Source organism: Thalassolituus alkanivorans, assembly GCF_020447205.1.
In the GTDB taxonomy this organism is placed as follows: Bacteria; Pseudomonadota; Gammaproteobacteria; order Pseudomonadales; family Oceanobacteraceae; genus Venatoribacter; species Venatoribacter alkanivorans.
On sequence record NZ_JAJAEL010000011.1, the window covers coordinates 19,949 to 44,403 of the forward strand.

The window sequence follows — 24,455 nt, forward strand, 5'->3', positions numbered from 1 at the left end:
ATTCACCTGACGTCAGCGATCAGCTGAATCACTCGCTACCAGATTCAGAGTGCAGTTTAAAACGCGGGAACAGAAACCACTATGTCAGCCTTCATATCATAAGCTCCCCGGCTGTAAATGCCCTCTTTATAATTGTTACCTGATACATAATAAGTTGCCGTATATTCGGGCACAGTCGCATTCGAAACACTATAAGACATTGTTTCTCCCTTACTATCAACATAGTCAAAATGTTCATGTTGGGGGCCTAAATAAGCATCCATATAGCCACCGACATAACGGGAAAAAATATAGTTTTTGTTATCGCCAAAACCAAACAAGTCCAGACTGATGGTTTCGGAATCAAAAGTACGCCCGACAGGAGTCTTGGTGTGAGTATCCTGGCAGAATGACTTCAGGTTATTTACAAAAGGTGCAGGATCGGCCAGATTTTCATCGGCAAGATCCACAGTGGTCACAATACTGCCTAGATCCGCTGTTGAATCGCTGATTTTAATCCAGGTCCAGTCTTCATCGCCTGTCTTATCATCACCGTGCTCAGAAACATCACTGCTGCCCGTCATTACATTGAATGTCGTTACATCCATCGACCTGCCGAGGATAACCGCCGTATCGGTCGTTTTCTTATAAGATCCCGATTTCTGGTTACCATAGCAATTAACGATATCGTAATAGACAGTACTGCCATCGGCAGACTGGGATCTTTCTGTTAATTTGATAATCCAGGTACGATTGCCCGCAATATCCAGATAGTAATCGCCGAAATCTTCTTTCTCGGTATATTCCGTGCTGCCAATCCAGATACCAGCCATACGAGTACTGGCGATTGGCGATAATCCATGAATTGAAACGTCCGGAGTCGTTTCCTGCTCTTTATCAGACTCCTCACCACTGCCAGGCTCCTCACCAGAGCCGCTCTGACCAGATCCCTGATCGCCCGATGACGGTGCGCCCTGCTCTGAATCCGAACTTCCCGAAGCACCGCCCCCGCAAGCCGTTAATATAAGAAAAGCAGAAACAAAGAGTAGCGTCATTAAATTTTTAAACATTAATCATCCTTATTTTTAATAATTTCCAATACTCATCAATTCAGTCACAGAGCATCAAGCGGGTCATCCTAAAGGCTGGAACAGGATAAATCCAGTTCATACCCTCAGTCATATAACCATTAAAGAATGTTAATTATGAGTTTCAGCAGATAATCCGATGCCGCGACTTATGGCTAAATGAGATATAAGAAAACTGAGGATTCTGGTTCATGTATCTGACGGACAAGACTTCTGACCATCTGGCGGTGATTAATCATTGCCAGAACCCCGCAGGTTTCATTAAATATACGCTCACTTCACCAGAGTTTATCAACGTGACTGACGTAACACCTCCTGCTTACTACATCGCCCCACGCTGCGACGAAGAACTGCAGATTCTGCACGTTGATGACGATCTGATTGTGGTTAATAAACCGGCCTTTCTCTACACAGTGCCCGGCCGCGGTCCGGAGAACAGCGATTCGGTAATTACCCGCCTGCAGCCGGATTACCCCGAAGCCGTCATTGTGCACCGCCTCGATCTGGATACTTCTGGCTTACTGGTTGTTGCCCGCTCCGAGCGCGCACGTCAGGTGCTGTCGCAACAGATCCGCGACCGTGAAATCCAGAAAACCTATCAGGCCGTGGTCTGGGGCATTATTGAACAGGACGAAGGCGAGATTAATCTGCCCATTGGCAAAGACTGGGAAAACCGTCCGCGCTGTAAAATCGACTATGAAGAAGGCAAAGCCTCGCTTACCTATTTCACGGTCGAGCAGCGCAATCCGGACACCCACCGCACACTGGTAACGCTGAAACCCGTTACCGGCCGCCAGCATCAGCTACGCCTGCATTTAAAATCCATCGGTCATCCGATTTTAGGCTGCGATTTATACGCCCACGACGAAGCCCTGCACGCCGAACCAAGGCTAATGCTGCACGCCTGTGGTTTGGCCTTTAAGCACCCGGAAGGCCATATGGTGAGCTGGGATGTGAAGAATGATTGGGGATTAGATTAACGCAGCCTTATTAAAGCTATTTTTCACTGAGGATCTGGATGTCGGGATAATCTTCCTTCCACTTATCCCATTCATCCATAAGATGAAGATGATCATAATCGTCACCCAGCTTTTCCATCTCGTCCGCTGCGTGAGTAAAAACGCAGCCAGATCTCTCAGGGTATCCGGAGATGCTTCAATCCCTATATCACTGAGCACCATACAGCCTTCAAGCTTAGTATCTTCCTTTTTAAAACCTGTTATTTTCATGATTACTTCTACATTTAACGCCCGCCATAAGCGAAGACTTGTGATTGGCTAAAATAAAATAAAATAAAACGGAACGAAGCCAACTGTTGAAAATCCGGTTTAATAGCCTTGTTCTAGCTATTCTAACCACAGCATTTTTTGTTCTTTTTACCTGAGCCACAGAAGCAGAAGTCATTTCTACCGGTGTGATTCTTTGCTACAAACAAGAGCGATGGATAAAGCAGAGAAGCCTTGTACTGAAAATTCTGAAGGTCAGATTGAGAAACTAATCCTTTGTTATCAATTCGCAATTGGTCAAGCTCTAGTTCAATACCGATGTATTCATTTATCGTCTTATTATCAATCAGAGGTATAAACTTCATCGGTAAAAAGTCATTTTTTATTAGATTTTCTACCGAGTCATCTCGTGCAAAATTTAGCAAACCTTTACGGTACTTGTTTGGTGTTACGCAGATAAGTTTCCCAGCATCAGTTCTAACGATAGCATGAGCCGTCATTTTAACTGCCACGTTACCCAGACATGAGAAAATCCACCCGAGCTGGACACTGCCCCCGTGTTCAGCTATGTGACTTCTTACGTTGTTTAAGCAATTTTTTGGTTGCGCATTTTCATCTGGTCGAACTGGAATTTTCTCGATCTTTTTTACACCGCATTTTTTCAAAGTATTCGAGCATATTTCGGGAAAATCAAAATACTGCATCTATATACTCCCGACTCAAATTTAGCTACAACAGCTTATTAGTATGCCTGCGCATTTACCCTGAGCGATTCTTTCCAGAACCTCCGGATAACTCATTAAACAATCTGAGAAATCATCCATAACTTAAAATCCCTTCCAGAAAACGCGCCCGCCGGTTAACTCCGGAATGGCTGGTATTGCCGGTACTGAAAGCTGTCACTCAGGCTATCGAACGACGGCTTTAGCTGACAAAGAACTTATCACCTGCCTGAACATCAGGCAAGGCAAAGACTGGATGCCATGCGCCTTACTGGCGCAGCCTGATCACCAGAGTTGTGCACAGCCAATGCGAGGCCTTTATTTACCCTTTTTCCTCTCCGTCAGCGGCATTTTTCTGCCCGGCAAACAAGCGCACTGCACCGCTAAATCTGACTAACCAGTCAATATGGTATCCCTCTTGCTTAACAACCCGGCATAACCCATTGCTGCCCGTTGTTATTGGGCTGGTTCTGACTAAACAGAGGAGATACGGCTTGAATCACCCCGTTCAGCCGCTGCTAAGCGCGCAGGCTGATGCACCATACTGGAACGCGCAGTTACAGCTGACCACACGCCAGACAGAAAGAGGCACCCGTTTGGTGCAGTGCGAACATAACGGCCCTCTTTATGTGCAAAAGCCTTTTTATCCAGAAGGGCCGGACTGTGCGCACCTGTATCTGCTGCATCCGCCTGGCGGCATGGTATCGGGTGATTTTCTTACTATTAATGTCAGTGCCGGGGAAAACAGCCATGTGCTGGTAACAACACCCGGAGCAGGACGTGTTTACCGCGCCCGTGCCGATGGTTTGCTGCAGCAGCAGAAAGTACAGCTAACGGTTGATAACAACGCGGCACTGGAATGGATGCCGCTGGAAACCATTTTATTTCCGTCATCGCGTGCGCAGCTGGAAACCGAAGTACATCTGGGTGAAAACAGCCGCTATATCGGCTGGGATATTGTCAGCCTCGGTTTGCCCGCCAATGGCAGCCGTCTGGATGACCTTGGTCAGCACACCACGCTGAAACAAGGGCTGCGTATTTATTATAAGCAACAGCTATTGCTGAATGAGCGCCTGAGCCTGCATCCGGGTAACAGCGAATTATTAAATGCCGCCGCCGGTTTCCGTGGCATGCCGGTACACGGTCTGTTAGTGGCCGGACCTTTTACTCAGGGCTTTTGTGAACAGGCTCTGGAGAAACTTCAGGAGCTGTGCGCCGACCAACTGGCCGGTGTCAGCCTGAACGGCCAATTTTTAACCGTGCGTTATCTCGGCACCTGCAGCGAACAAGCTCGTCTGCTGTTGAGTGACGCCTGGGCGATTATCCGCCCGCAATTAATGCAACGCCCGGCCTGCGCACCACGCATCTGGGCAACCTGATTATTTCTGAATATATAAAGAATACTGATTAACTGAGGTGAACGATGGAACTGCTACCGCGCGAAAAAGATAAGCTGCTGATTTTTACCGCAGCCCTGCTGGCAGAGCGCCGCCTGAACCGTGGTCTGAAATTAAATTACCCGGAAGCCATGGCCTACCTGACCATGGAAATAATGGAAGGCGCACGCGATGGCAAAACCGTAGCCGAGCTGATGGGGTACGGTAAAACACTGCTGAGCGCCGATCAGGTGATGCCCGGTGTGCCGGAATTAATTCATGAGGTACAGGTAGAAGCGACCTTCCCGGATGGCACCAAGCTGGTCACCGTTCATGAACCCATTGTTTAAAACGGCCTGCGTTTAAACGGCTTCAGCCGAGATGCTTAACGGTTTACAGGAGAAAGAACATGATCCCAGGTGAAATTATCGTCGGCGAAGGCGATATCGAATTAAATGCAGGCCGTGAAACGGTTCGTCTGCGTGTTGAAAATATCGGTGATCGTCCGATTCAGGTCGGCTCCCATTATCATTTTTACGAAACCAATCCGGCACTGTCATTTGAGCGGGAGAAAACCAGGGGCTTCCGCCTGAATATTGCCTCGGGTACCGCCGTGCGTTTTGAGCCGGGTCAGGGCCGTGAAGTGGAATTAGTCGCCTACGCCGGAGACCGTATTGTGTACGGTTTCCGCGGTGAAGTAATGGGCAAGCTGGAGAAAATACATGAGTAATAAAACCATGGACCGCACGTCCTACGCGCAGATGTTCGGCCCTACCACCGGCGATAAAGTGCGCCTCGGCGATACTGAATTATTGATTCAGATCGAAAAAGACTTCACCACCTACGGCGACGAAGTGAAATTCGGCGGCGGCAAAGTTATCCGTGATGGTATGGGCCAGAGCCAGCGCAGCAGTGCTGAAACCGTCGATCTGGTGATTACCAATGCCGTGGTGCTGGATCACTGGGGAATTGTGAAAGGCGATGTCGGTATTAAAGACGGCCGTATTTTTGCCGTAGGTAAAGCCGGTAATCCGGATATTCAGGATAACGTCGATATTATTATCGGCCCAGGCACCGAAGTGATTGCCGGTGAAGGTTCCATTCTTACCGCTGGCGGTATCGATGCGCACATTCATTTTATTTGTCCGCAACAGGTCGAAGAAGCCTTAATGAGCGGCGTCACCACAATGATTGGCGGCGGCACCGGGCCTGCCACCGGCACCAACGCCACCACCTGTTCGTCCGGCCCGTGGTACATCGGTAAAATGCTGCAGGCCACCGACGATATGCCAATGAATTTCGGCTTTTTAGGTAAAGGCAACGCCAGCCTGCCAGAGGCACTGGAAGAACAACTGGAAGCCGGCGCCTGCGGTCTGAAATTACATGAAGACTGGGGCACCACACCGGCATCCATCGACTGTTGTCTGAGCGTGGCGGAAAAATACGATGTGCAGGTTGCCATTCATACCGACACCCTGAATGAATCCGGTTTTGTTGATGACACCATTGGTGCATTTAAAGACCGCGTAATTCACACCTACCATACCGAAGGGGCCGGTGGTGGCCATGCGCCGGATATTATCCGCGCCTGTGCTTATCCCAATGTGCTGCCCTCTTCCACCAACCCAACGCGTCCTTATACGCGTAATACGGTGGATGAACACCTGGATATGCTGATGGTCTGTCATCACCTCGATAGCAGCATTCCTGAAGACGTTGCTTTTGCCGATTCGCGCATCCGTAAAGAAACCATTGCCGCTGAAGATATTTTTCACGACCGTGGCGCCTTCAGCATGATCTCATCCGACTCTCAGGCCATGGGTCGCGTGGGCGAAGTCATCACCCGTACCTGGCAGACGGCGCATAAAATGAAAACCCAGTTCGGCTTATTAAAAGAAGATCTGGAGATCGGCGCCGATAATTTCCGCGCGCGCCGCTACATCGCCAAATACACCATTAACCCGGCCATCGCTCATGGTATTTCCCACGAAGTGGGTTCCATCGAAAAAGGAAAACTGGCCGATCTGGTGTTATGGAAACCGGCTTTTTTTGCCACCAAACCGAGCATGATTATTAAAGGCGGCATGATTGCCGCTGCGCCGATGGGCGATCCGAATGCGTCCATCCCAACCCCACAGCCGGTGCATTACCGCATGATGTTCGGTGCCTTTGGTAAAGCTGCCGCCGCCACCAGTCTGACCTTTGTATCGGCAGCGGCATTAAATAATAACGTCGGTGAAAAACTGGGCGTCAAACGCACCTTAGCGGCCTGTAAAAACACCCGTAATATCCGTAAATCAGACATGATTCTGAACGACTGGATGCCGGACGTTAGCGTTGATCCGCAAACCTATGAAGTACGTGCCGACGGTGAATTGCTGACCTGCGAACCGGCCAGCGAACTGCCACTGGCGCAACTGTATAACTTATTTTAAACGTGCAATGTAAAAGCATCGTTTTAAGGACTGTTTATGTTGGAAGTTTATGAACGCCTTGGCACCCACTGCCATGATCCGGTCAGCGCTACGGTAGTACTGAACTACGAACAGCGCGACCGTGGCCGTCTGCGTCTGACCAGTACCGACGGCGAAGAAGTACGTCTGTTTCTGGAGCGTGGCAAGCCCTTACTGGTTGGTGAATTTTTACGCGCCACTGATGGCAAAATCGTAAAAATTGAAGGCGCTGAAGAAGATGTTGCCCACGCCAGCTGCGACGACTGGCAAACCTTTGCCAAAGCCTGTTATCACCTCGGCAACCGCCATGTAAAAGTAGAAGTGGGTGAGCGCTGGTTACGGATAAAACCGGATCATGTGCTGGAAGATATGCTGCATTTACTTGGCCTGATGGTCAGCCATGAACACGCAGTCTTTGTACCTGAGTCCGGCGCTTATGCCCCGGGTTATGGACATTCACATGGTCATTCACACAGCCACTCGCACGGACATTCGCATGGTCATTCCCACGATCATGATCATCACCACGGCCACAGCCATAAAGACGGACATGGTAAAGGGCACGAGCACGGTGACGGACATGACCACTGATAACCACGCGGCGCTGACAACACCGGGGCTGCTGCGTTTATTGCAGCTATCCAGTGTCAGCCTGCCGGTGGGTGGTTACGCCTTTTCCCAGGGGCTGGAATACGCCGTGGAAAAAGGCTGGGTGAGTAATATGGCAAAGACCCGTGACTGGGTTGCGCTGCAATTGCACGAAACCCAGGCGCTGATTGATTTACCGGTATTAAAAGGTGCGATGCAGGCGGTGACCGCAGCCGATGAAAAAGGCTGGGAAAGCTGGAACGATTTAATTCTGGCCAGCCGCGAAACCAGCGAATTACGCCTTACCGATACCGCCATGGGCGAAGCACTGGTGCGCTTATTAAAACAGCTGGACGTTACCCTGCCGCGTTATGCCAGTGAGGCAGAGGGCGATGTCAGCTTTGTTGCGCTGTATGCCTATCCGGCGGTGCAGTGGCAGATTCCGTTTACTGCCGCCGCCACCGGTCTGACCTTCGCCTGGCTGGAAAATCAGATTGCCGCCGCCACCAAGCTGGTACCGCTGGGCCAGACTCAGGCGCAGCAATTATTAAGTGATTTACAGACGCTGATTCCGGCCACTATCCGCACTGCAGAAGACGTGAATGAAGCAGAAATTGGCGGCTCGTTACCGGCATTAGCGATTGCCAGTGCGCAGCATGAGACGCAATACACGCGCCTGTTCCGATCATGAGGGCTAGTTGCATTGTCAGGACTTTGTTAAAAATTTTCTCAGGATGCTCATGTAGGCTAACTACACTGCGCTCCTTCGATAATTTTTGCCGCGTCCTGACTGCTTCACTAACGCCCTCATCGCTGGCTGTATTACACGATTAAAAATTTAAGCAAGACTCAGCATTACTGGAGAACGAAATGAAAAAACAAACATTACGCGTAGGTGTCGGTGGTCCGGTCGGCTCCGGAAAAACAGCATTATTACGCTCACTCTGTTCTGCCCTGCGTGATCACTACAATATTGCGGTAGTAACCAACGATATTTACACCAAAGAAGATGCCGAGTTTTTAACCCGTAATGAAGCGCTGTCAGCCGACCGCATCATGGGGGTGGAAACCGGTGGTTGTCCGCATACCGCGATCCGTGAAGATGCCTCGATGAATCTGGCCGCTATCGACGTATTAATGAAACGTCACGGCGACCTGGACGTGGTGTTTGTTGAAAGCGGCGGCGATAACCTGAGTGCAACCTTCAGCCCGGAATTATCCGACCTGACCATTTATGTGATCGACGTATCCGCCGGTGACAAAATTCCGCGTAAGGGTGGCCCGGGTATTACCCGCTCCGATTTACTGGTGATTAATAAAACCGATCTGGCGCCACTGGTGGGTGCCGATCTGGATGTGATGGACCGCGATGCGAAAAAAATGCGCGGCGAACGCCCTTTTGTATTTTCAAACCTGAAAAAGGCGCAGGGGCTGGACGATATTATTCAGTTTATTGTGACCGAGGGGATGCTGGAGCAAAAGACCATCCCACCCGCTAAAGCAGTCGTCTGATCTGAGCTGCTGCGCTTGGTGATACGGCGTTAAAAATGCCTTCGGGATGCTCATGCAGGCCAACTGCACTCCGCTCCCTCAGTTATTTTTGCCTTGTCTCACCGGCGCTCGCGACGCTCAGACAATCTGTGTTGCCGGTTATTTAAATTTGTAAAAAACTCCTGAGGAGAATCCTATGAAAAAAGTTCTGATCTCTGCCGCCGCCCTGCTGATGCCAGCCGCGGCCTTTGCTCATACCGGCCATGAAGTGTCTGGTTTTGCTGCCGGTATTGCGCACCCCTTTACCGGGCTGGATCACCTGCTGGCGATGCTGGCGGTGGGTCTGTGGGCCGCACGCCAGAGTGGTGCTGCCCGCTGGGCGACGCCACTGGCCTTTGTTGCCATGATGGCAGTGGGTGCTCTGGCCGGAGCCAGCAGCCTGCAGCTGCCGTTTACCGAGCTGATGATTGCCGCCTCTGTGGTGGTATTCGGGTCTCTGATTGCCTTTAACCTGAAAAAAGGCGCTCTGGCCGGTGCTTTGCTGGCCGGTAGTTTTGCCTTTTTCCACGGTTTTGCCCACGGCGCGGAAATGCCGGCAATGAGCACTCTGGCGACCTATGGCGCGGGCTTCCTGCTGGCGACTGCTGCTCTGCATGCGGCCGGTTATGCACTGGCTGCCTTTGGTCACAGCAAAGCAGCAGATATCAGCCGCCGCGCTGCCGGTGCTGCGATTGCTCTGACCGGTATTGCTTTAGGCGCAGCCTGAGGACCGGCCTGAGTTGCTGCCGAACGGTTATCTGCTGCATAAACGCTTCTCCAGCAAAGGGTTATGCAGCAGATAACTGAGCCCCTGTGCCGTGAACGCTAATAACCGCTTTTCACGGCGTAAGGCCTGCTGATCATTTATTGATCTGAGTCGTGACCATGCCTCCGCCATAGCGCTACAGTGAACGGGTATCACCTGTGTTTGCAGCCCTTAAAGGAGGCTCCCATGAAAACACGCTATATTGCCCTGCCCGTCTTGTCCGTCTTATTTTCCGCATCATTTTTACTGAGCACTGGTGCTCAGGCCGCCGATGTTCCTGCCCGTGGGCCTATAGCCTTCAGCGATTACGACACCGATAAAAACGGCAGTATTTCTGAAGCCGAATTCAATGCCGCCCATGACAAACGCATGCAAAATAACTCTGCCGCCGGTATGCCGATGAAAGGCGCCGCTAACCGCCCCATGTTCAGCCAGTTTGATACCAATAACGACGGTAAGCTGAGCGCCGATGAGCTGAAGAATGGCCAGATGCAGCATCAGCAGGAAATGATGGATATGCGTAAAGATCAAATGATGAATATGCAGAACATGCATAAGAAAAATATGCAGCAGTAGTCCGCAGGCAGGCGGTACACAAAAGCCGCCTGCCCCGATTAACACAAGACGCGACCAGCGCTTATCCGGCTTATACATAAGCTGAACAGTCAACGGGCAGAAAAAGCGTTACACTGCAGCCATTACCTCAACAGCCGCGATACGCAACAATGCCTCAGCCTCAGAATGGCAATTCCTCCGCAAACCACCAGCCACCACTTTCTGCACATGAGTTACGGCCATCCTTTGTGCGCCTCGACCAGCATATTCCTGACATTCTGATCGACCTGAAATACGCCGGTTACGATAACTTTATTGGTGCTGTGGTGGATGGTTACCAGCAGGCCTGTGCATTGCTCAGCCGTCCGGCGGCAGAAGCTCTGGCCAATGTGGCAGCAGAACTCCGTCAGCAAAACCTGCGCTTAAAAATCTTTGATGCTTATCGTCCGCAACGTGCGGTCGACCATTTTTTACGCTGGGCCAGCCGTGCCGAAGACTTCCGCACCAAAGACCGCTTTTATCCCTCACTGGAAAAACCACAACTGTTTGAACAGGGCTATCTGTTCAGCCATTCCTCGCACTCGCGCGGCAGTACCGCCGACCTGACACTGACCGACAGCGACGGCCGGGAGCTGGATATGGGTACCATCTTTGATTTCTTTGGCCCGCAGTCCTGGCCGGAGTCGGCGGACGTCAGCCCAGTCCAGCGCGCCAACCGCGATTTACTGCAGAGTGTTATGCGTCGCCACGGTTTTACAGGTGTGCGGGAAGAGTGGTGGCACTTTACTCTTGCCGATGAACCCTACCCCGATCAGTATTTTGATTTTCTGCCAACAGCAGAATACACAGAAGAGTAAACCGCTGAAGACTCCGCACAGCAGCATGGTTTTACTCATATCAGACTAAAACCTGCCGCCTGTTACCGTATTTATACCTAGCACCCCCTCTTATAAACCCGACTGGCGGCCGCCCGAGCCACGCAGTATGCTGGTCTATTACCATTAATAAAGGTAGGGGTATGTTTTCTTCCGTTTTTTTCCGGCGCTGGCGTGGGCCGCTTATTTTAGGTGCCGACATTCTGCTGTTTGCGCTGTTGCTCAAAACCCTGCCCTTTGCTCCGGCGGTGGTCACCGGGCTGAGTATTCTGGTGTTTGTTGCCGTGCTGTGGCTGACCGAAGCCATTCATGTATCGGTAACCGCATTACTGGTACCCATTCTGGCCGTCGGTTTCGGCATTTTTAAAACACCCCAGGCACTGGGTAACTTTGCCGACCCTATTATCTTTTTGTTTCTCGGTGGCTTTGCCCTGGCTTCAGCACTGCATGCTCAGGAACTCGACCGTGCTATCGCCAATAAAGTACTGAATATTGCCCGTGGCCGTCTGGTCATTGCGGTGCTGATGATGTTTGCCGTATCGGCCGGCCTGTCGATGTGGGTCAGTAACACTGCTACGGCGGCCATGATGTTGCCGTTGGTGCTGGGTATGCTCAGCCAGCTTGACCGCGAAAAACATCACCGCACCTATGTATTTACCCTGCTCGGCGTTGCCTACTGCGCCAGTATTGGTGGTATTGCCACACTGGTTGGCAGCCCGCCGAATGCCATTGCAGCGGCACAGAATGGCATGACATTTGTGGATTGGATGAAACTGGCGCTGCCGGTTACGCTGGTTCTGCTGCCGGTTGCTGTCGGCGTACTGTACTGGGTACTTAAGCCCGATCTGAACCAACGCTTCAGCGTGCAGAAAAGTACTCTGGTCTGGGATAACAACAAACGTATTACCCTCGCCATTTTTACCCTGACTGTACTGTGCTGGATATTCAGTGCGCCGTTAAACTCCTGGCTTGGTGGCCTTGCCTCGTTTGATAGCGTTATTGGCATCAGTGCGATAATCGCACTCGCGGTCAGCGGCGTTGTAACCTGGAAAGACATTGAAAAAACCACCGACTGGAGTGTGCTGTTATTGTTCGGTGGTGGTCTGTGCCTCAGCGCAATTTTAAAAACCACCGGCACCAGTGAATTTCTGGCGCACAATATCGGCGATTTTCTTCACTCCGGCGGCACTCTCGCAGCACTGCTGAGTATTGTGACCTTCGTGGTGTTTCTTACCGAGTTTGCCAGCAACACCGCCAGCGCCGCACTGTTAGTACCGGTGTTTGCGGCCATTGCTGACAGTCTGGGTGTATCACCCGTTATTCTGTCGGCACTGATTGCTATAGCCGCATCCTGCGCCTTTATGCTGCCGGTCGCCACGCCGCCCAATGCCATCGTGTTTGGCAGCGGTTATGTGCAGCAAAGTGAAATGATGCGTGCAGGCATCTGGCTGAACCTGGCCTGTATTATTGTACTGACCCTGTTCGCCCGGTTGTTCTGGTAAATACAAGCCCGTAAAAACGTATACAAAAACGGCTGTCCGCCAAAAGCGTCAGCCGTTTTTTATGCCAGAGAGTATGATCAGGCGTTGGAAGTGTTGTTACCAAAAATCCGCTTTAAGGCCGAATTAATCCAGCCTTCTTCCCGTTTCAGTACTTTTTTTACCACCGGCACATAATCAACATCTTCGTGGCGGATATGCTGAATAAGCCACGCCATTAATGATGTACGTACCCGGCGGGCGATACCAAAAGGATCACGACCGCTGGTCAGCTCTTCCTGCATACGGGAAATTTTATCTTCAAAGCGGCGATGCACCATCTGGTGCGCACTCAGCAAAACATAGCCCGCCTGATTCATTAACTGTTCTTCAAAGGCAAAATGGTCAAGGGTGTAGTCGCGCAGGCGCTCCATAACATCAAAGACTTCATCAACATCTTCAGAACCAATAGCATGGGTCAGATCATTGATGTACTGCACAATCTGCCGATGCTGAGCATCAATTACCTCAATTCCCAGATTAAGGTCAGCGGTCCACTCATACATATCCATAGCCGGAACATCCTGTCGCTGTTGTTTTTATTAATAGACTCCGGCGAGTCTAGAGAAATGGCCTGATCAGAAATTGACCTGAATCAATTCACACACACTTTGAATGGTTAAATTCACGCAAAATAAAACGTCCATCACATTTACGATTCCTGCCAATTCCCTGCATGACGCCCCCTTCTCACTGCCCTATGATGCATGCCTGAAAATGGCTTTTCTGCGGAAACACTATGCAGAAAGACCGGCATAAAAATACAACGAGGATACTATGAAAGCCTTCTGGACCCTGTTCACCGCCCTGATGCTTACCTTCGGACTCGCCAGCACCGCCGATGCGGCACGCTTTGGCTCCGGAGGTTTTGGCAAAACCAAATCTGTACCTTTCCAGCAGAAAAAAGCCACCCCGGATCAGACCCAGAAACAGCAGCCAGCCAATAGCGCCCGTCCGGGCAGTGGCCTGGGTAAAGGCCTGCTGGGTGGCCTGTTGGCCGGTGGTCTGTTCGCCTACCTGCTGGGCAGCGGCGCGTTTGAAGGCATTCAGATGATGGATATTCTGCTGCTGGCGCTGGTTGGCTTTGTTCTGTTTAAGCTGTTGCGTGGCCGCGCCGCTCAGCACAATGCGCCACAGAGTGCTTATTCCGCTGCCGGTAATGCTGCCCAGCAACGTCGGAGCTTCGATATGGGCAACCTGGCCGACAGCAGTGCTGCTCCGGCCTCTGGCAACAGCGCCGCTTTTGCTGCCGAAGCCAGCATTGATCTGCCAGCAGGTTTTGATCAGCAAGCCTTTATCGACGGCGCCTTACAGCACTACCGTGAAGTGCAGGAAGCCTGGAATCAGGGCAACCTCGACACCATCGCTGAATACGTCAGCCCGGGCCTGTATGCCGCCCTCGCCAACCAGCGCAACCGCATGATGGTGCCACCACAAACCGAAGTGCTGGATTTAAGCGCCGAAATCGTCGCCGCCGGTCAGGCCGGAGACAACGCCGAAATCAGCCTGCTGTTTAAAGGCCGCGTACGCGACCTGCTGGAAAAATCCGAAGACGGTATTTTTGATATCTGGCATCTGGAGCGCGATCTGAGCAAAGACAACGCGCCATGGTTAATTGTGGGCATTCAGGCCGAATAACCGTCGCGGTTATTTTGCCGGAACACCGGCAAATACTTTTTAGCATGACAGCAACAGGGCAGCACAATGTGCTGCCCTGTTTTTTTATGGCCGCCCGCACAGCGCTACTCAGCAGAGCCTGAACCTGCCCGACTATGCGTAATACAGCATTGCCGCCTTGTGCCAGTTGTAACTGTTTCTATCAATTATTGAATCGCTCCCTGAAGTTCAGTACTCTCGAGCCTCAGCAGGGATGCCACCATATCGTACGAACACAGCGTCCGGACACACGCCCTCCCCGCTTACAATCCCGAATGATAAAACCACGCGATTCCTGCCCTGCGTATACAAGGATGGGCGGCAGCGTGTCTGGAGTACAAGCACCACCTGAACGATTTTCACTGCCGGAAAAGTACTGAAAATCACCGACGCAAAATAATATACAAACAACCAGTATATTTTACTGTTTTCGGAATCTGATGCGCGTTTACGCTCCGGCAGTAAAACGCGCATGCGCAGATTGACACCTTCAGTTCAGAAAGAATGGAAGAAAATCAATCACTTAAGATTCTGCGAAAAGTGATAACGCGCAAAGTGTAAAGAGCGCTTGAAGGTAAAAGCGCGCATGCGCGTTTATATCCTGACAAGAAAGAAAATAACGATGATTTTTACAGCCCTGACAGTGGTTTAGGCTGGGAATCTGAACAAGGGTTTAGGTGTGTTAATGAGCATGCTTACTAAGAAACTGTTAGCATTTATGAAAGGGATTTCGTATGAAGTATCAAGGTCAGTTATATTTTAAAGATGATGATGTTATTAATGTTGTCTCTTTTATTATTCGTGAAGATAAGAAATCATTGGCCTTTGACGTAATAGCCAGTTGGGGAGGATTAGGAAAATGGAGAAGGTCTGGCGTAGCTAGTCTTAAAAGTGGTATTTTCGAATCCGAAATAGAAAAATCTCTTCAAGTGGAAACAGGTCAGCAAGGTGTTCCGTGCAAGCTTCGATTTCTAATAGAAGACGAGTCGAAAGATTTTTTAACAATTTCTGGTTCTTGGTCAGAAGATGGTGAAAAATATGAATTTGAAGGTGACTTAGAACCCAAATGCTAACAAACCGCTGAAATTCGTTAGGCCACAAAAAACGTGGCCTTCACTAGGACTCGCTTCGCTCGCCCTCTAGCGGAGCGTTAGGCAAAGGCTGAATATGAACCAACACAAAGAGTATCTAATAAAAATATTTGAAGTTGGCGCGGCGAAATTTGGCATATGCTGCTTCATAATTGCGCTCATAACACCATCACTTGGAAAGCTTGGCGTATACGCAGCCTATGCAACATATCTCGCGGCATTAGCCTGCTTCTATTTTGCTACGTTTAAAATATGGTCATCAGAGCAAATTAAGAAATCTGAGGCGCTCACAGTTCAGATACTGGAGGCAAGCGGGCGATTCTCAAGTGGTAATGGGCACTCCTTCAACAAGGCAAGCTTAAAAGCAGAGCTCTGCATAATAAATAATCAATCCACTCCAGCCAGTCTAAGCGACCTTATTTTCACCGTAGAAGAAGATAAAAAATACAAGATCAAACTGCTAACCCCAGTGAAAGCGTTTAATAAAGTAGACTCCAGCCCAATACAGAACTCCGCTGTTCTCGCACCTAATTCATCTCTACTGGTCACTCTGCAAGGAGAACTCGAAGGGAGTTTCAGCAATGCAGAAGAGCAAGCAATGTTTTTAAGAGACCACAAGCACCTGAGCGGAACGCTTAAATACAAAACAACTACAACCACAGCAACAAATGTGCTTACCCAGCCAACTGATTTCGACTTAACATATGTCAGAGAGCGCTTTCAGGGGGAGTGGCAAAAGCACAACTTCAAAGAGGCTCTAGCCATACTATGTGCCTCAGATGCCTAACAAATGGTTCAAATCGCTCGCTCCGCTCGCTGGGACGGGCTAAAGCCCGCCCCTTAACCAAACGTTAAAAGGCACCCACGGAAATGAGTAAGTTCAAGCATCATAGTAACTTTCCAAAGGAGAAACATATACAAAGCTACCTCTTTCCAAACTTGTGCTTTGAATGCTGCAAGAGCTTTAAAAAACCGCAAGCGCCGGAATTAAGAAAGTGTCCTGAGTGCGGTGGGGTTCTAATTGAGGTGGGTCGAAAATTTTCTGCGCCCAAAGCCACTGATAAGGCTCAGTGGGAGAAAGTTAGATTTTTAGTGGAGCATGGTTTCCTGTTCCAATCAGTCTACGAACAAAGGGAAGATGGTGGCTTTTATCATGTCGCATACCCAGCGTCGCTCAAGGAGGCAAAAGAGTTTGTAGTAAAGTATAAGGAGCAGGCCGTTGACTCTACCTTTTAACAAGTCAATCAACTTCGCGCCTACGGCACCGGACGCAGCAAAGCTGCGCCGGTTATTGAAACGTTAGGCGAAAAGGAACATCATGAACTCAATCAATACCGGGCAGGTTTTTAGTCATGAATTAGATGGATGGTCTGTCTCTTGGGAGAGCGATGGCAATTATCGTCATTGGTGCCACCAAATAAAAAATCCAAACTGGAATTCTTTGTTAGTCGTAATGTTTAATCCTGGAAGCCTGAGTGGAGATGGATCAAACCTAAATAAAGATACAACTTTGAGAATTCTGAGAGAAGTTTGTGGTTCAGCAAATCTAAATCCTTATGTCATAAATCTTTTTGACTATGCCAGTCCGTCACCACAGAATCTATTCGATAACTGGCACTTAAGAGATTCAAGTAGCATTGTTTTTGACAAGCTGCCGTTGTCAATTTTCCAAAGCTATATATTGGCTTACGGAGATTATGAAAACTGGGGGCAACGTGATGCCGAAATAAAAGAAAGGCAGGCATTAGTCCTTAGTCACCTAGAATCACTAAATGAAATTTTATTGCCAAAAAACAATTCAGGCACGCCAAAACACCCCATGATTTGGCAAAGACAGAAGTTAAAACCAAGCATCAGCGCGTTGTTGCAAGCAGCGCCTAACAAGTCAAAGCACTCGGACGCAGAAAGCTGCGCCGGTGTTTGAGGCGTTAGCCGTAAACGGTACATTACGATGGACGACGTTATTGAAAAAATCTGGCAGAAATTCGCTAAACAAAACTTGACTAAAAGGGATGTGGCTTTAAGAAGAGGAACGAACTATAAAAAAGCCGCGCCTTGGGTAAATGGAGTAGCAAGCCCAGCATTGCCGACAACCATGCTTTCAAACGTTACTGTTTATGAAAGCTGGTTAAACCCACACAATATGGGAATAGCTAAAAATCTAATTGCTCACAAAAAAGACTTAACAGTTCGCGAGTTGCTTTATGAGATGTGTTATCAAATGAAAGAAGGGAATACTGAATACCCCTATGTTTGGTGGGTGTGGCCACACACGTCAAAAACGCGTGCTATTCATGAAGATTCTAATGGCGTGACCTTCGTCAAACTCGGGAATAAGTGGCAAATGGCATTTTCTATTCAGGCTATGGGCGCATTAGCGGGGGCGCAAGGAGCTTCAAGTTACGAAGAGTTACCAAGGAATGCATACTTTGTGTCGTGGGAAAATGAGGAAACAGCGCGTGCCCATATGTCATAAATCGGCTAACAAATACAGCTAGCAGGACAATGATCTTGCCCCGCTTTAACGGACACCAAATTTAAACCGACGAGGTGTCCAATGCCAAAAATAACTCAGCTAAGAAAGACTTTGATTTTGACCGACATAACCACCAAATCCGAATATCCATTACCCTAAAATAAAGTAATCTATGAAATTTTCTGAACCTGAAAAAGAAGCCCTGCTGGCGCTGAAGGGCGTTGGCCCGACCGTGATCAAACGCTTTGAGGAAATTGGTATCAGTTCGCTGGCTGAGCTGGCCACTTACAACGCAGAAGATATCGCCGAGAGAGTGGCTCAGATGCTGAGAACCACCTGCTGGAAAAACAGCCCACAAGCGAAAGCGGCAATTAATGCCGCGATTGAACGGGCCAAAGCCGGTTTATAAGCGGAAATTTATGCGATGAAACGTACAACACTGAATATTATTATTTTCCTGTTGGGAGCTACCACTGGCTTGTTCAGTGCCTGGGTTTGTTCCTATCGCGAAAGTCCGTCTGCAGCAGAACAACAGCCATTACTGAAAAATGTGATGCGCTATGCCAGCACGGAAATTGCCGCAGAGAATTATGCCTGTGAAGGCAGCCCGGTTACCACAGTGGGCGCTGTTATTGCCTCGCTGCTGGAAATGAATAATACAACCAGCAGAAACCGCCTGAGTTACGGTTGTTATAACGGGGTCTGTACGCTATCGGTTTCCGATTGCAAACCCTGGCAGAATCAGGAATGTTCCACCCGATTTTTAAAATTTGAGCGCGATAATCAGCAGCAGATTCTGCCAGACAGTTTCAGTTGCCTTGATATGCCCTGAACTCTCTTTGTTGTTAAAACTCTCTTTGTTGTTAAAACTTCCTCCGGATAATTATGATCAGACCCGCTGCCGGTATCCGTCTGGATACCACAACCTCCCCCACTACGCAGCCCCCACCCGGCGCAGGCAGCACACAGGCAGCCCGCAGTGATATCGACGCTATACTGACAGTCTGGCTGGATGCGTCCGTTAAAGCCCATGATTTTATTGAGTCATCATTCTGGCAGTCTCAGCTGGATAATATGCGAGATGTGTATTTACCCAACTCCGATGTCTGGGTATTTGAGCTGAATGCACAGGTTGTCGGTTTTTATGCTCTGCATAACAACACGCTGGCTGCCATCTTTGTTGCTCCGCAACAGCAGGGTCGGGGCATTGGTAAACAATTATTAAATCACGCCAAACAGCAGCGCAATGAGCTGCATCTTACGGTATATAAAGCCAACGAACCCAGCTGTCGTTTTTACCGGAGTCAGGGCTTTACACTGGTTCGGGAACAAACCGACAGTCATACCGGACACACTGAATTACTGCTGCACTTTACGGCTCAGTCCGCCACACGTAAGCAAAGGAGATGACGATGAAGGATTCAAAGACATTCTGGGATAACAGTGCACAGCGCTATGCCAAAAGCCGGATTCAGGATGAAGCGGCCTACCGTAAGAAGCTGGAAATAACCCAGCGCTATCTGCAACCCGATTGGTCAGTACTGGAGTTTGGCTGTGGCACCGGCAGCACCGCGATGGTTCATGCGCCGTATGTTAAAGAGGTTCTGGCAACGGATATTTCCGACAATATGCTGGCCATTGCGGCACAGAAAACCAAAGATGCTGGTATCGGTAATATCCGTTTTCAGCAGGGAACGCTGGAAAGTATTAATCCACCCGTCGCTAGCTTTGACGCCGTGCTGGGGCTGAATATCCTGCATCTGCTGGAAGATCCGGATTCCGCTATCAGCGCCAGTTATAAAGCGTTAAAACCGGGTGGCGTATTTATTACCAGCACGGCACTGGTGAAGGAAATGAATATCTTGTGGCGTATGCTGATTCCGGTTATGCAGGTGCTGAATCTGGCGCCCTTTGTACATCGTTTTAATAAAACGGAGTTAGTGGAAAAACTGAATCATGCAGGCTTCAGTATCGATCATCTCTGGCAACCGGCAGCACAGTCCGTTTTTATTGTTGCCAGAAAATAATCAGAGGTTTTCTCAGGCTTTTTTATCGTCCTGAATCCGGCTGTAACCCAGAATCCAGTAGCTCATCAGCCGGTAGGTAAAATAGCAGACAAAACCGGCAAAAATCGTATCACTTAAAAAGTGTCCGCCCTGTACAATACGCCCGGCGCTGACCACAATTCCCACGGCCATACCAGCCCAGAACCAGCTGCGGCGGCGGAAAACCCAGGCAAAAGCCATCAACCAGAATCCCATCGCCGCATGTCCGCTAACGAAAGATTTACATTTTTTTGCACACTGGTCTGAAATCACAAAGGCCGGAGTAAAACCACTGTGGCCGCCAAATTCCTGCACCTGCTTTGGCCGCGCGCGGTCAAAACCTTCTTTAAATACGGTATGCACCAGAATGCCGGGGCCCGCCAGCAACGACACCAGAATAAATACCCAGGCTTTGCGCTGCGCCTGCGCAATACCGCCTTTAACAAAGGTCAGCGCCACGGCAATCAGTAAAACCGGCACCAGCACATAGGGTACATAACGGAATAACGCATACACCGACTCGCTGATCGGATGGTTGGCCAGCGGCCAGTTACCCTGTTCTGCGTCGTAAAACCAGCGGCTGACGCTCAGATCAATCTGTGGAAACGCGATAAAAACTGCGGCCAGAAGAATAAATAAAATCCAATCGATGTGCTGTTTTACAAAAGCCATGTGGGTTAAATCCGCGTTAAACATAAAGAGCGCAAGGATAACGGTTTTAATGCCAACAGCCCAGTGACCAGCTCCTGTCAGGCTTTCATCTGTCAGGCTTTCTTACAGGGCTTAACGGCACGACTTTCTTTCGTGGCTTAAAAGCACGGCTTTCTTACGCGTTCTTCCGGCGCCCTTCTGTTACTTGCGACTTACCCTTCTCTCTTCTCTCTTCTCTCTTCTTATCTTGCTTTCTCAAATCCATAAATGTTACGTTATAACATATATTAATTATGATAAATCACGCAACCCGGTACGAGGATTCTATGAACGCCCCTGCGACTTCCCCCACCCATTCAACTCCGGCGATGGCCGATACCCGTCTGCCGGTTACCGTACTGTCTGGCTTTCTGGGAGCCGGTAAAACCACCCTGCTCAATCATATTCTGCATAACCGCGATAACCGCCGGGTGGCGGTAATTGTGAATGATATGAGCGAGGTGAATATCGATGCTGCCTTCGTAAAAGACGAAGTTGAGCTGAAGCGCGGTGAAGAAAAACTGGTGGAAATGAGCAACGGCTGCATTTGCTGCACCCTGCGCGAAGACCTGTTAATTGAGGTACGCCAACTGGCGGAAGCCGGGCGCTTTGATTATCTGGTGATTGAATCCACCGGCATCGCCGAGCCGCTGCCGGTGGCTGAAACCTTTACCTTCGCCGATGAAGATGGCGTCAGCCTGTCGGATATTGCCCGTCTGGATACCATGGTCACGGTGGTGGATGCGGTGAATTTTCTGCAGGATTTTGACGCTGCCCGTTCATTGCAGGAAAGCGGTGAATCCTTGGGTGAGGACGACCAGCGCAGTGTCAGCGACCTGCTGATTGATCAGATCGAATTCTGCGACAAGCTGTTGATCAGCAAAACCGATCTGGTCAGCGCCGAACAACTGCAGCGCCTGCAGGCCATTCTGCACAGTCTGAATCCACGCGCCGAACAGATCCCGATGGTTAAGGGCAATGCGCCGCTGGATAAAGTGCTGGGCACCGGCAGCTTTGATTTTGACCAGGCCGCTCAGGCACCGGGCTGGCTGCAGGAATTACGCGGCGAGCATCATCCGGAAACCGAGGAATACGGTATCGGCAGTTTTGTGTACCGTGCGCGCAAACCGTTTCATCCGCAAAAATTCTGGGATTTTCTGCATCAGGACTGGCCAGACGGCAAGCTGCTGCGCTCCAAAGGCTATTTCTGGCTGGCCAGCCGCCCGCAATTTGCCGGTCAATGGAGTCAGGCTGGCGGAATTGCCCACCATGGTTTTGCCGGCATGTTCTGGAAAGCCGTACCCGATGAGCGCTGGCCACAGGATGAAGAATCCCTCGCCTATATCCGCGAAAAATGGGTGGAGCCTTTTGGTGATATGCGCCAGGAGCTGGTGTTTATTGGTCAGGGCCTCAACCAACAGGACGTCCACCAGCAGCTGGACGCCTGCCTGCTGAACGACGACGAACTGCTGGCCGGGCAAGAGCTCTGGCAACAACTGCCCGACCCATTCCCCGCCTGGGAGTAACCCCGCTCACGACAGTTCAGGCCTACTGCATTTTATACGGAATAATCTGCTCAACCGTCATGCGGTAGGCCGAAGTCGCTACATCATTTTTATTCACTTCCGTCAGCAGCGTGCCTTCAATCCAGAACGGATCGTAGATGGTTTCCAGCATCACACCATGACGGCTTTTGCCCAGAATCAGCTGATTCGGTGGCGGCGGCGGCAGATGAATACAGGCGCCGTAGTAAGGCACCAGAAAGAACTCGGTGACGACCTGCTGGTCATCGAACTCCAGCGGCACTATGTAGCCCGGAATACGGACTTTCTGGCCGTTAAATTCAGTGCGGATATTGGTTGATTGCAACGCCCGGTGCCAGTCAGTCTGCGGCTGATCCGGGTTTTTCCCCACTTCGCCCTGCCCCAGCGCCGCATCAATCTGATCTTCTTCTGAACCATCGGCAATCGCCGCCAGCTCAGCCGGAGGATTCGACAGCGCTTTGAAATCCTCATCCGGCAGCAAATCGGCAAATTCAATTTCGCGGTAGACCGGGTCTGCAGCCTGCGCGCTTGTAAAACAAGCTGCACAGCCGAGTACCAGCAGCCAGGAGCCAGCCGTGCGGCGACTGCCCGACAGCAGTGAACGAAAAACAGCCATCTCAGGGTTTCCTATTTTTAAAGTTATAATATAACATATCATTTCTTTGGCGCGCCGCACCTTGCCAAGCCCGGCAGCGCCAACGTTATTGACACAAGACGCAGACTATAAGGAATTCAGCATGAACCTACGAGCACAACCCCAGGTACGCTACCGTCAACGCCATTTGCTTAAGCCGGTCACGACCACCGCGTTAACCACCTTGCTGGCCCTGACCCTGAGCGCCTGTGGCGGATCATCTTCAAATGATGACGATGATGACCATGTTCACGCCGAAGGTGGTCGTTTGATTTACTCACTGTCCGGCTCTGCTGACACCCTGAAAATGTTTGATCAGACGGTTACAAGCGAGCAGTTCACCTCCACCACCGTAGCAACAGGTGCCGATGCTCAGCTGGTGCTGTCTAACGATGGTGTCACCCTCGCCATGCTGAATGGCAGTGATCTGAGCATTGTCAGTTCGGGTCTGGAGCATATGCACGGTGAAGATGCTCATACCCATGACGTAGAAGCTTTAACCGCAGCCCCCATTGCCGGTGTCGCTCAGGTCGTCGCCACAACAGACCACTTCTCTGTGCTGAAAAATGATGGCAGCGGCCTGTTGCTGGAAGCCGCCGATGGCGAAGTCGTTAGCGGGTTGAATTTACCCAATAACCTGGTCTATCCGGCTCTGGCATTGGAAGGTGGTCAGTTCATGACCTTTACGCCTAACGCGGTAACCCCGGCCAATACCGACATCACCGTGGTTAATGCTGACGGCACAACCGGTACCGATGGTCTGATCTGGGTAAGCCAGAATACCGATGGCTACTTTGCAGAATCCATGACCTGTGCCGATGGCGTAGAACAAACCGCTCAGACTGACAACTTCACGCTTGTTTTATGCGGTGATGGCACCTTGCGCTGGCTGATCAGCGGCTATGTAACCGTTGACGGTCATCCGGCAGGCGCCGGTGAAGTCCTCCATGTCACCCAGCGCTACCCTGCCACCGAAACCCGCCGTGAAGGTGCCATCGGTGAAGTCACAACAGGCAGTACCGGCTTTATCGAAAACATTACCGGTTTAACCAAAACGAACCATGAACACAGTGTTATTGCTGCCTGGTCGGCCGATCAGCTTTGGTTAGTGAATGCCCACAACGACCATCCGCACCGTGGCGATTTAGTCTCCATTACCGGTGAAAACTTCGGTGACATTATCGCGGTGAGCACAACAACCGAAGACGATGCCATCGCTCTTCTGAGCAACAGCGGCAAGCTGGCCGTGAGCCGCTTTGATGTGAATGAAAGCAGCAACCCGGTAGCCAGCGGAGAAACTGCACGGGAGCAACTGGGAGCCGCTGCAGCCATCTGGAGCACAGCGAATGCTCAGCTGCTGGCCGGTGCTTATGAGTTTCTGGTTGTAAACAGTGCAACAGGCACGCTGTACGAAGTCGATGCTCATAGTGCTGAAGACGATTATCACCTGCACTCAACGACTGCCAACAGCAACCTGAACAATGCCTTCAGTGCTGTATTTGCTCATGCAGCAGAGGAAGAGCACGCGGATGATGATCACGACCACGATCATTAATTGCTCTGCGTAACCCCTGCTCAGATAACCCGGGCCAGCATCTGCTGGCCCTTACGTTTCAGGTTCTT

At 50.3% G+C, this 24,455-nt stretch carries 30 protein-coding genes; 25 read left to right on the forward strand and 5 right to left on the reverse strand.

What is annotated here, in order from left to right:
• Window positions 1-56 precede the first annotated feature (56 nt).
• Window positions 57-1,049, reverse strand: a complete 993-nt coding sequence (locus tag LGT44_RS06730) for a hypothetical protein (protein WP_230330774.1) — start codon at window positions 1,047-1,049, stop codon at window positions 57-59.
• Between the two features lie 209 nt (window positions 1,050-1,258).
• Between LGT44_RS06730 and LGT44_RS06735 the strand changes: the two genes are divergently transcribed.
• Entirely contained in the window at window positions 1,259-2,047 is a 789-nt protein-coding gene (locus LGT44_RS06735; protein ID WP_328296337.1) for an RluA family pseudouridine synthase, read from the forward strand.
• Between the two features lie 371 nt (window positions 2,048-2,418).
• Here the strand turns inward: LGT44_RS06735 and LGT44_RS06740 are convergent, their stop codons facing one another.
• Entirely contained in the window at window positions 2,419-2,997 is a 579-nt protein-coding gene (locus tag LGT44_RS06740) for a hypothetical protein (RefSeq protein ID WP_230330775.1), read from the reverse strand.
• A gap of 166 nt (window positions 2,998-3,163) precedes the next feature.
• Here LGT44_RS06740 and LGT44_RS06745 point away from each other — a divergent pair, with 166 nt between their 5' ends.
• From LGT44_RS06745 to LGT44_RS06800, 12 genes are all read left to right on the forward strand, one after another.
• Entirely contained in the window at window positions 3,164-3,412 is a 249-nt protein-coding gene (locus LGT44_RS06745; protein ID WP_230330776.1) for a hypothetical protein, read from the forward strand.
• A 97-nt stretch (window positions 3,413-3,509) separates the two neighbouring features.
• A complete protein-coding gene (locus LGT44_RS06750; protein ID WP_230330777.1) occupies window positions 3,510-4,394 on the forward strand; it encodes an urease accessory protein UreD in 885 nt (294 codons plus the stop codon).
• A 44-nt stretch (window positions 4,395-4,438) separates the two neighbouring features.
• Window positions 4,439-4,741, forward strand: coding sequence for an urease subunit gamma (ureA, locus tag LGT44_RS06755; RefSeq protein WP_145469284.1), 303 nt, complete (start codon window positions 4,439-4,441; stop codon window positions 4,739-4,741).
• Window positions 4,742-4,800: 59 nt separating this feature from the next.
• Window positions 4,801-5,121 (forward strand): urease subunit beta, encoded by a 321-nt coding sequence (locus LGT44_RS06760; protein WP_145469283.1) that lies wholly within the window; start codon window positions 4,801-4,803, stop codon window positions 5,119-5,121.
• The gene (gene ureC, locus LGT44_RS06765; protein ID WP_230330778.1) at window positions 5,114-6,826 is read left to right on the forward strand and encodes an urease subunit alpha; all 1,713 of its coding nucleotides are present in this window, start codon (window positions 5,114-5,116) and stop codon (window positions 6,824-6,826) included. Before LGT44_RS06760 ends, ureC begins: the two co-directional genes overlap by 8 nt.
• A 36-nt stretch (window positions 6,827-6,862) precedes the next feature.
• Window positions 6,863-7,435: an urease accessory protein UreE gene (gene ureE / locus LGT44_RS06770; protein WP_145469281.1), complete on the forward strand. Its 573-nt coding sequence runs from the start codon at window positions 6,863-6,865 to the stop codon at window positions 7,433-7,435.
• Window positions 7,425-8,123, forward strand: a complete 699-nt coding sequence (locus LGT44_RS06775) for an urease accessory protein UreF (RefSeq protein ID WP_230330779.1) — start codon at window positions 7,425-7,427, stop codon at window positions 8,121-8,123. The genes ureE and LGT44_RS06775 overlap by 11 nt, the downstream gene beginning before the upstream one ends.
• Before the next feature lie 179 nt (window positions 8,124-8,302).
• Entirely contained in the window at window positions 8,303-8,944 is a 642-nt protein-coding gene (ureG, locus tag LGT44_RS06780) for an urease accessory protein UreG (RefSeq protein WP_230330780.1), read from the forward strand.
• Between the two features lie 175 nt (window positions 8,945-9,119).
• Window positions 9,120-9,689 carry a HupE/UreJ family protein gene (locus LGT44_RS06785; RefSeq protein WP_230330781.1) on the forward strand — a complete coding sequence of 190 codons (570 nt, stop codon included), beginning with the start codon at window positions 9,120-9,122 and terminating at the stop codon, window positions 9,687-9,689.
• Between the two features lie 225 nt (window positions 9,690-9,914).
• Window positions 9,915-10,304, forward strand: coding sequence for an EF-hand domain-containing protein (locus tag LGT44_RS06790; protein WP_230330782.1), 390 nt, complete (start codon window positions 9,915-9,917; stop codon window positions 10,302-10,304).
• Window positions 10,305-10,453: 149 nt separating this feature from the next.
• On the forward strand, window positions 10,454-11,140 hold the full coding sequence (locus tag LGT44_RS06795; protein WP_230330783.1) for a M15 family metallopeptidase: 687 nt from the start codon (window positions 10,454-10,456) through the stop codon (window positions 11,138-11,140).
• A 161-nt stretch (window positions 11,141-11,301) separates the two neighbouring features.
• Complete coding sequence (locus tag LGT44_RS06800) at window positions 11,302-12,660, forward strand: SLC13 family permease (RefSeq protein ID WP_230330784.1); 1,359 nt, start codon at window positions 11,302-11,304, stop codon at window positions 12,658-12,660.
• A gap of 77 nt (window positions 12,661-12,737) precedes the next feature.
• On the opposite strand, the gene LGT44_RS06805 is transcribed toward LGT44_RS06800, so the two are convergent.
• A complete protein-coding gene (locus tag LGT44_RS06805) occupies window positions 12,738-13,208 on the reverse strand; it encodes a bacteriohemerythrin (protein ID WP_145469274.1) in 471 nt (156 codons plus the stop codon).
• Window positions 13,209-13,473: 265 nt separating this feature from the next.
• Between LGT44_RS06805 and LGT44_RS06810 the strand changes: the two genes are divergently transcribed.
• The 10 genes from LGT44_RS06810 to LGT44_RS06855 all read left to right on the forward strand — a co-directional run bounded on the left by LGT44_RS06810 (window position 13,474) and on the right by LGT44_RS06855 (window position 19,946).
• Entirely contained in the window at window positions 13,474-14,334 is an 861-nt protein-coding gene (locus LGT44_RS06810; protein WP_230330785.1) for a Tim44 domain-containing protein, read from the forward strand.
• A gap of 752 nt (window positions 14,335-15,086) precedes the next feature.
• On the forward strand, window positions 15,087-15,425 hold the full coding sequence (locus LGT44_RS06815; protein ID WP_230330786.1) for a hypothetical protein: 339 nt from the start codon (window positions 15,087-15,089) through the stop codon (window positions 15,423-15,425).
• A 94-nt stretch (window positions 15,426-15,519) separates the two neighbouring features.
• Complete coding sequence (locus tag LGT44_RS06820; RefSeq protein WP_230330787.1) at window positions 15,520-16,230, forward strand: hypothetical protein; 711 nt, start codon at window positions 15,520-15,522, stop codon at window positions 16,228-16,230.
• A gap of 83 nt (window positions 16,231-16,313) precedes the next feature.
• Window positions 16,314-16,679: a hypothetical protein gene (locus LGT44_RS06825; protein ID WP_225693365.1), complete on the forward strand. Its 366-nt coding sequence runs from the start codon at window positions 16,314-16,316 to the stop codon at window positions 16,677-16,679.
• Between the two features lie 82 nt (window positions 16,680-16,761).
• Window positions 16,762-17,367 (forward strand): DUF1643 domain-containing protein, encoded by a 606-nt coding sequence (locus LGT44_RS06830; protein WP_230330788.1) that lies wholly within the window; start codon window positions 16,762-16,764, stop codon window positions 17,365-17,367.
• 27 nt (window positions 17,368-17,394) lie between these two features.
• Window positions 17,395-17,919 (forward strand): hypothetical protein, encoded by a 525-nt coding sequence (locus LGT44_RS06835; RefSeq protein WP_230330789.1) that lies wholly within the window; start codon window positions 17,395-17,397, stop codon window positions 17,917-17,919.
• Between the two features lie 172 nt (window positions 17,920-18,091).
• Window positions 18,092-18,328 carry a helix-hairpin-helix domain-containing protein gene (locus LGT44_RS06840; protein ID WP_230330790.1) on the forward strand — a complete coding sequence of 79 codons (237 nt, stop codon included), beginning with the start codon at window positions 18,092-18,094 and terminating at the stop codon, window positions 18,326-18,328.
• A gap of 15 nt (window positions 18,329-18,343) precedes the next feature.
• Window positions 18,344-18,751: a hypothetical protein gene (locus LGT44_RS06845; RefSeq protein ID WP_230330791.1), complete on the forward strand. Its 408-nt coding sequence runs from the start codon at window positions 18,344-18,346 to the stop codon at window positions 18,749-18,751.
• A gap of 53 nt (window positions 18,752-18,804) precedes the next feature.
• Entirely contained in the window at window positions 18,805-19,329 is a 525-nt protein-coding gene (locus LGT44_RS06850; RefSeq protein ID WP_230330792.1) for an N-acetyltransferase, read from the forward strand.
• Between the two features lie 2 nt (window positions 19,330-19,331).
• On the forward strand, window positions 19,332-19,946 hold the full coding sequence (locus tag LGT44_RS06855) for a class I SAM-dependent methyltransferase (RefSeq protein ID WP_230330793.1): 615 nt from the start codon (window positions 19,332-19,334) through the stop codon (window positions 19,944-19,946).
• A gap of 12 nt (window positions 19,947-19,958) precedes the next feature.
• On the opposite strand, the gene LGT44_RS06860 is transcribed toward LGT44_RS06855, so the two are convergent.
• The gene (locus LGT44_RS06860) at window positions 19,959-20,636 is read right to left on the reverse strand and encodes a phosphatase PAP2 family protein (RefSeq protein ID WP_230330794.1); all 678 of its coding nucleotides are present in this window, start codon (window positions 20,634-20,636) and stop codon (window positions 19,959-19,961) included.
• 305 nt (window positions 20,637-20,941) lie between these two features.
• On the opposite strand from LGT44_RS06860, the gene zigA reads away from it, so the two are divergent.
• Complete coding sequence (zigA, locus tag LGT44_RS06865; RefSeq protein ID WP_328296338.1) at window positions 20,942-22,180, forward strand: zinc metallochaperone GTPase ZigA; 1,239 nt, start codon at window positions 20,942-20,944, stop codon at window positions 22,178-22,180.
• A 22-nt stretch (window positions 22,181-22,202) separates the two neighbouring features.
• Here the strand turns inward: zigA and LGT44_RS06870 are convergent, their stop codons facing one another.
• A complete protein-coding gene (locus LGT44_RS06870; protein ID WP_230330795.1) occupies window positions 22,203-22,814 on the reverse strand; it encodes a DUF3299 domain-containing protein in 612 nt (203 codons plus the stop codon).
• A gap of 121 nt (window positions 22,815-22,935) precedes the next feature.
• Here LGT44_RS06870 and LGT44_RS06875 point away from each other — a divergent pair, with 121 nt between their 5' ends.
• Complete coding sequence (locus tag LGT44_RS06875; RefSeq protein ID WP_230330796.1) at window positions 22,936-24,387, forward strand: hypothetical protein; 1,452 nt, start codon at window positions 22,936-22,938, stop codon at window positions 24,385-24,387.
• Window positions 24,388-24,455 lie beyond the last annotated feature (68 nt).

Coding starts and splice junctions, on each gene's coding strand:
- LGT44_RS06855 (WP_230330793.1), top strand. CDS start 19,332: ATGAAGGATTCAAAGACATTCTGGGATAACAGTGCACAGCGCTATGCC.
- ureC (WP_230330778.1), top strand. CDS start 5,114: ATGAGTAATAAAACCATGGACCGCACGTCCTACGCGCAGATGTTCGGC.
- LGT44_RS06740 (WP_230330775.1), bottom strand. CDS start 2,997: ATGCAGTATTTTGATTTTCCCGAAATATGCTCGAATACTTTGAAAAAA.
- LGT44_RS06745 (WP_230330776.1), top strand. CDS start 3,164: ATGGCTGGTATTGCCGGTACTGAAAGCTGTCACTCAGGCTATCGAACG.
- LGT44_RS06790 (WP_230330782.1), top strand. CDS start 9,915: ATGAAAACACGCTATATTGCCCTGCCCGTCTTGTCCGTCTTATTTTCC.
- LGT44_RS06860 (WP_230330794.1), bottom strand. CDS start 20,636: ATGGCTTTTGTAAAACAGCACATCGATTGGATTTTATTTATTCTTCTG.
- ureA (WP_145469284.1), top strand. CDS start 4,439: ATGGAACTGCTACCGCGCGAAAAAGATAAGCTGCTGATTTTTACCGCA.
- ureE (WP_145469281.1), top strand. CDS start 6,863: ATGTTGGAAGTTTATGAACGCCTTGGCACCCACTGCCATGATCCGGTC.
- LGT44_RS06810 (WP_230330785.1), top strand. CDS start 13,474: ATGAAAGCCTTCTGGACCCTGTTCACCGCCCTGATGCTTACCTTCGGA.
- LGT44_RS06795 (WP_230330783.1), top strand. CDS start 10,454: ATGCCTCAGCCTCAGAATGGCAATTCCTCCGCAAACCACCAGCCACCA.
- LGT44_RS06845 (WP_230330791.1), top strand. CDS start 18,344: ATGAAACGTACAACACTGAATATTATTATTTTCCTGTTGGGAGCTACC.
- LGT44_RS06775 (WP_230330779.1), top strand. CDS start 7,425: ATGACCACTGATAACCACGCGGCGCTGACAACACCGGGGCTGCTGCGT.
- LGT44_RS06835 (WP_230330789.1), top strand. CDS start 17,395: ATGGACGACGTTATTGAAAAAATCTGGCAGAAATTCGCTAAACAAAAC.
- LGT44_RS06820 (WP_230330787.1), top strand. CDS start 15,520: ATGAACCAACACAAAGAGTATCTAATAAAAATATTTGAAGTTGGCGCG.
- LGT44_RS06875 (WP_230330796.1), top strand. CDS start 22,936: ATGAACCTACGAGCACAACCCCAGGTACGCTACCGTCAACGCCATTTG.
- LGT44_RS06735 (WP_328296337.1), top strand. CDS start 1,259: ATGTATCTGACGGACAAGACTTCTGACCATCTGGCGGTGATTAATCAT.
- LGT44_RS06760 (WP_145469283.1), top strand. CDS start 4,801: ATGATCCCAGGTGAAATTATCGTCGGCGAAGGCGATATCGAATTAAAT.
- LGT44_RS06800 (WP_230330784.1), top strand. CDS start 11,302: ATGTTTTCTTCCGTTTTTTTCCGGCGCTGGCGTGGGCCGCTTATTTTA.
- LGT44_RS06825 (WP_225693365.1), top strand. CDS start 16,314: ATGAGTAAGTTCAAGCATCATAGTAACTTTCCAAAGGAGAAACATATA.
- LGT44_RS06850 (WP_230330792.1), top strand. CDS start 18,805: ATGATCAGACCCGCTGCCGGTATCCGTCTGGATACCACAACCTCCCCC.
- LGT44_RS06805 (WP_145469274.1), bottom strand. CDS start 13,208: ATGGATATGTATGAGTGGACCGCTGACCTTAATCTGGGAATTGAGGTA.
- LGT44_RS06830 (WP_230330788.1), top strand. CDS start 16,762: ATGAACTCAATCAATACCGGGCAGGTTTTTAGTCATGAATTAGATGGA.
- LGT44_RS06730 (WP_230330774.1), bottom strand. CDS start 1,049: ATGTTTAAAAATTTAATGACGCTACTCTTTGTTTCTGCTTTTCTTATA.
- zigA (WP_328296338.1), top strand. CDS start 20,942: ATGAACGCCCCTGCGACTTCCCCCACCCATTCAACTCCGGCGATGGCC.
- LGT44_RS06870 (WP_230330795.1), bottom strand. CDS start 22,814: ATGGCTGTTTTTCGTTCACTGCTGTCGGGCAGTCGCCGCACGGCTGGC.
- ureG (WP_230330780.1), top strand. CDS start 8,303: ATGAAAAAACAAACATTACGCGTAGGTGTCGGTGGTCCGGTCGGCTCC.
- LGT44_RS06840 (WP_230330790.1), top strand. CDS start 18,092: ATGAAATTTTCTGAACCTGAAAAAGAAGCCCTGCTGGCGCTGAAGGGC.
- LGT44_RS06815 (WP_230330786.1), top strand. CDS start 15,087: ATGAAGTATCAAGGTCAGTTATATTTTAAAGATGATGATGTTATTAAT.
- LGT44_RS06785 (WP_230330781.1), top strand. CDS start 9,120: ATGAAAAAAGTTCTGATCTCTGCCGCCGCCCTGCTGATGCCAGCCGCG.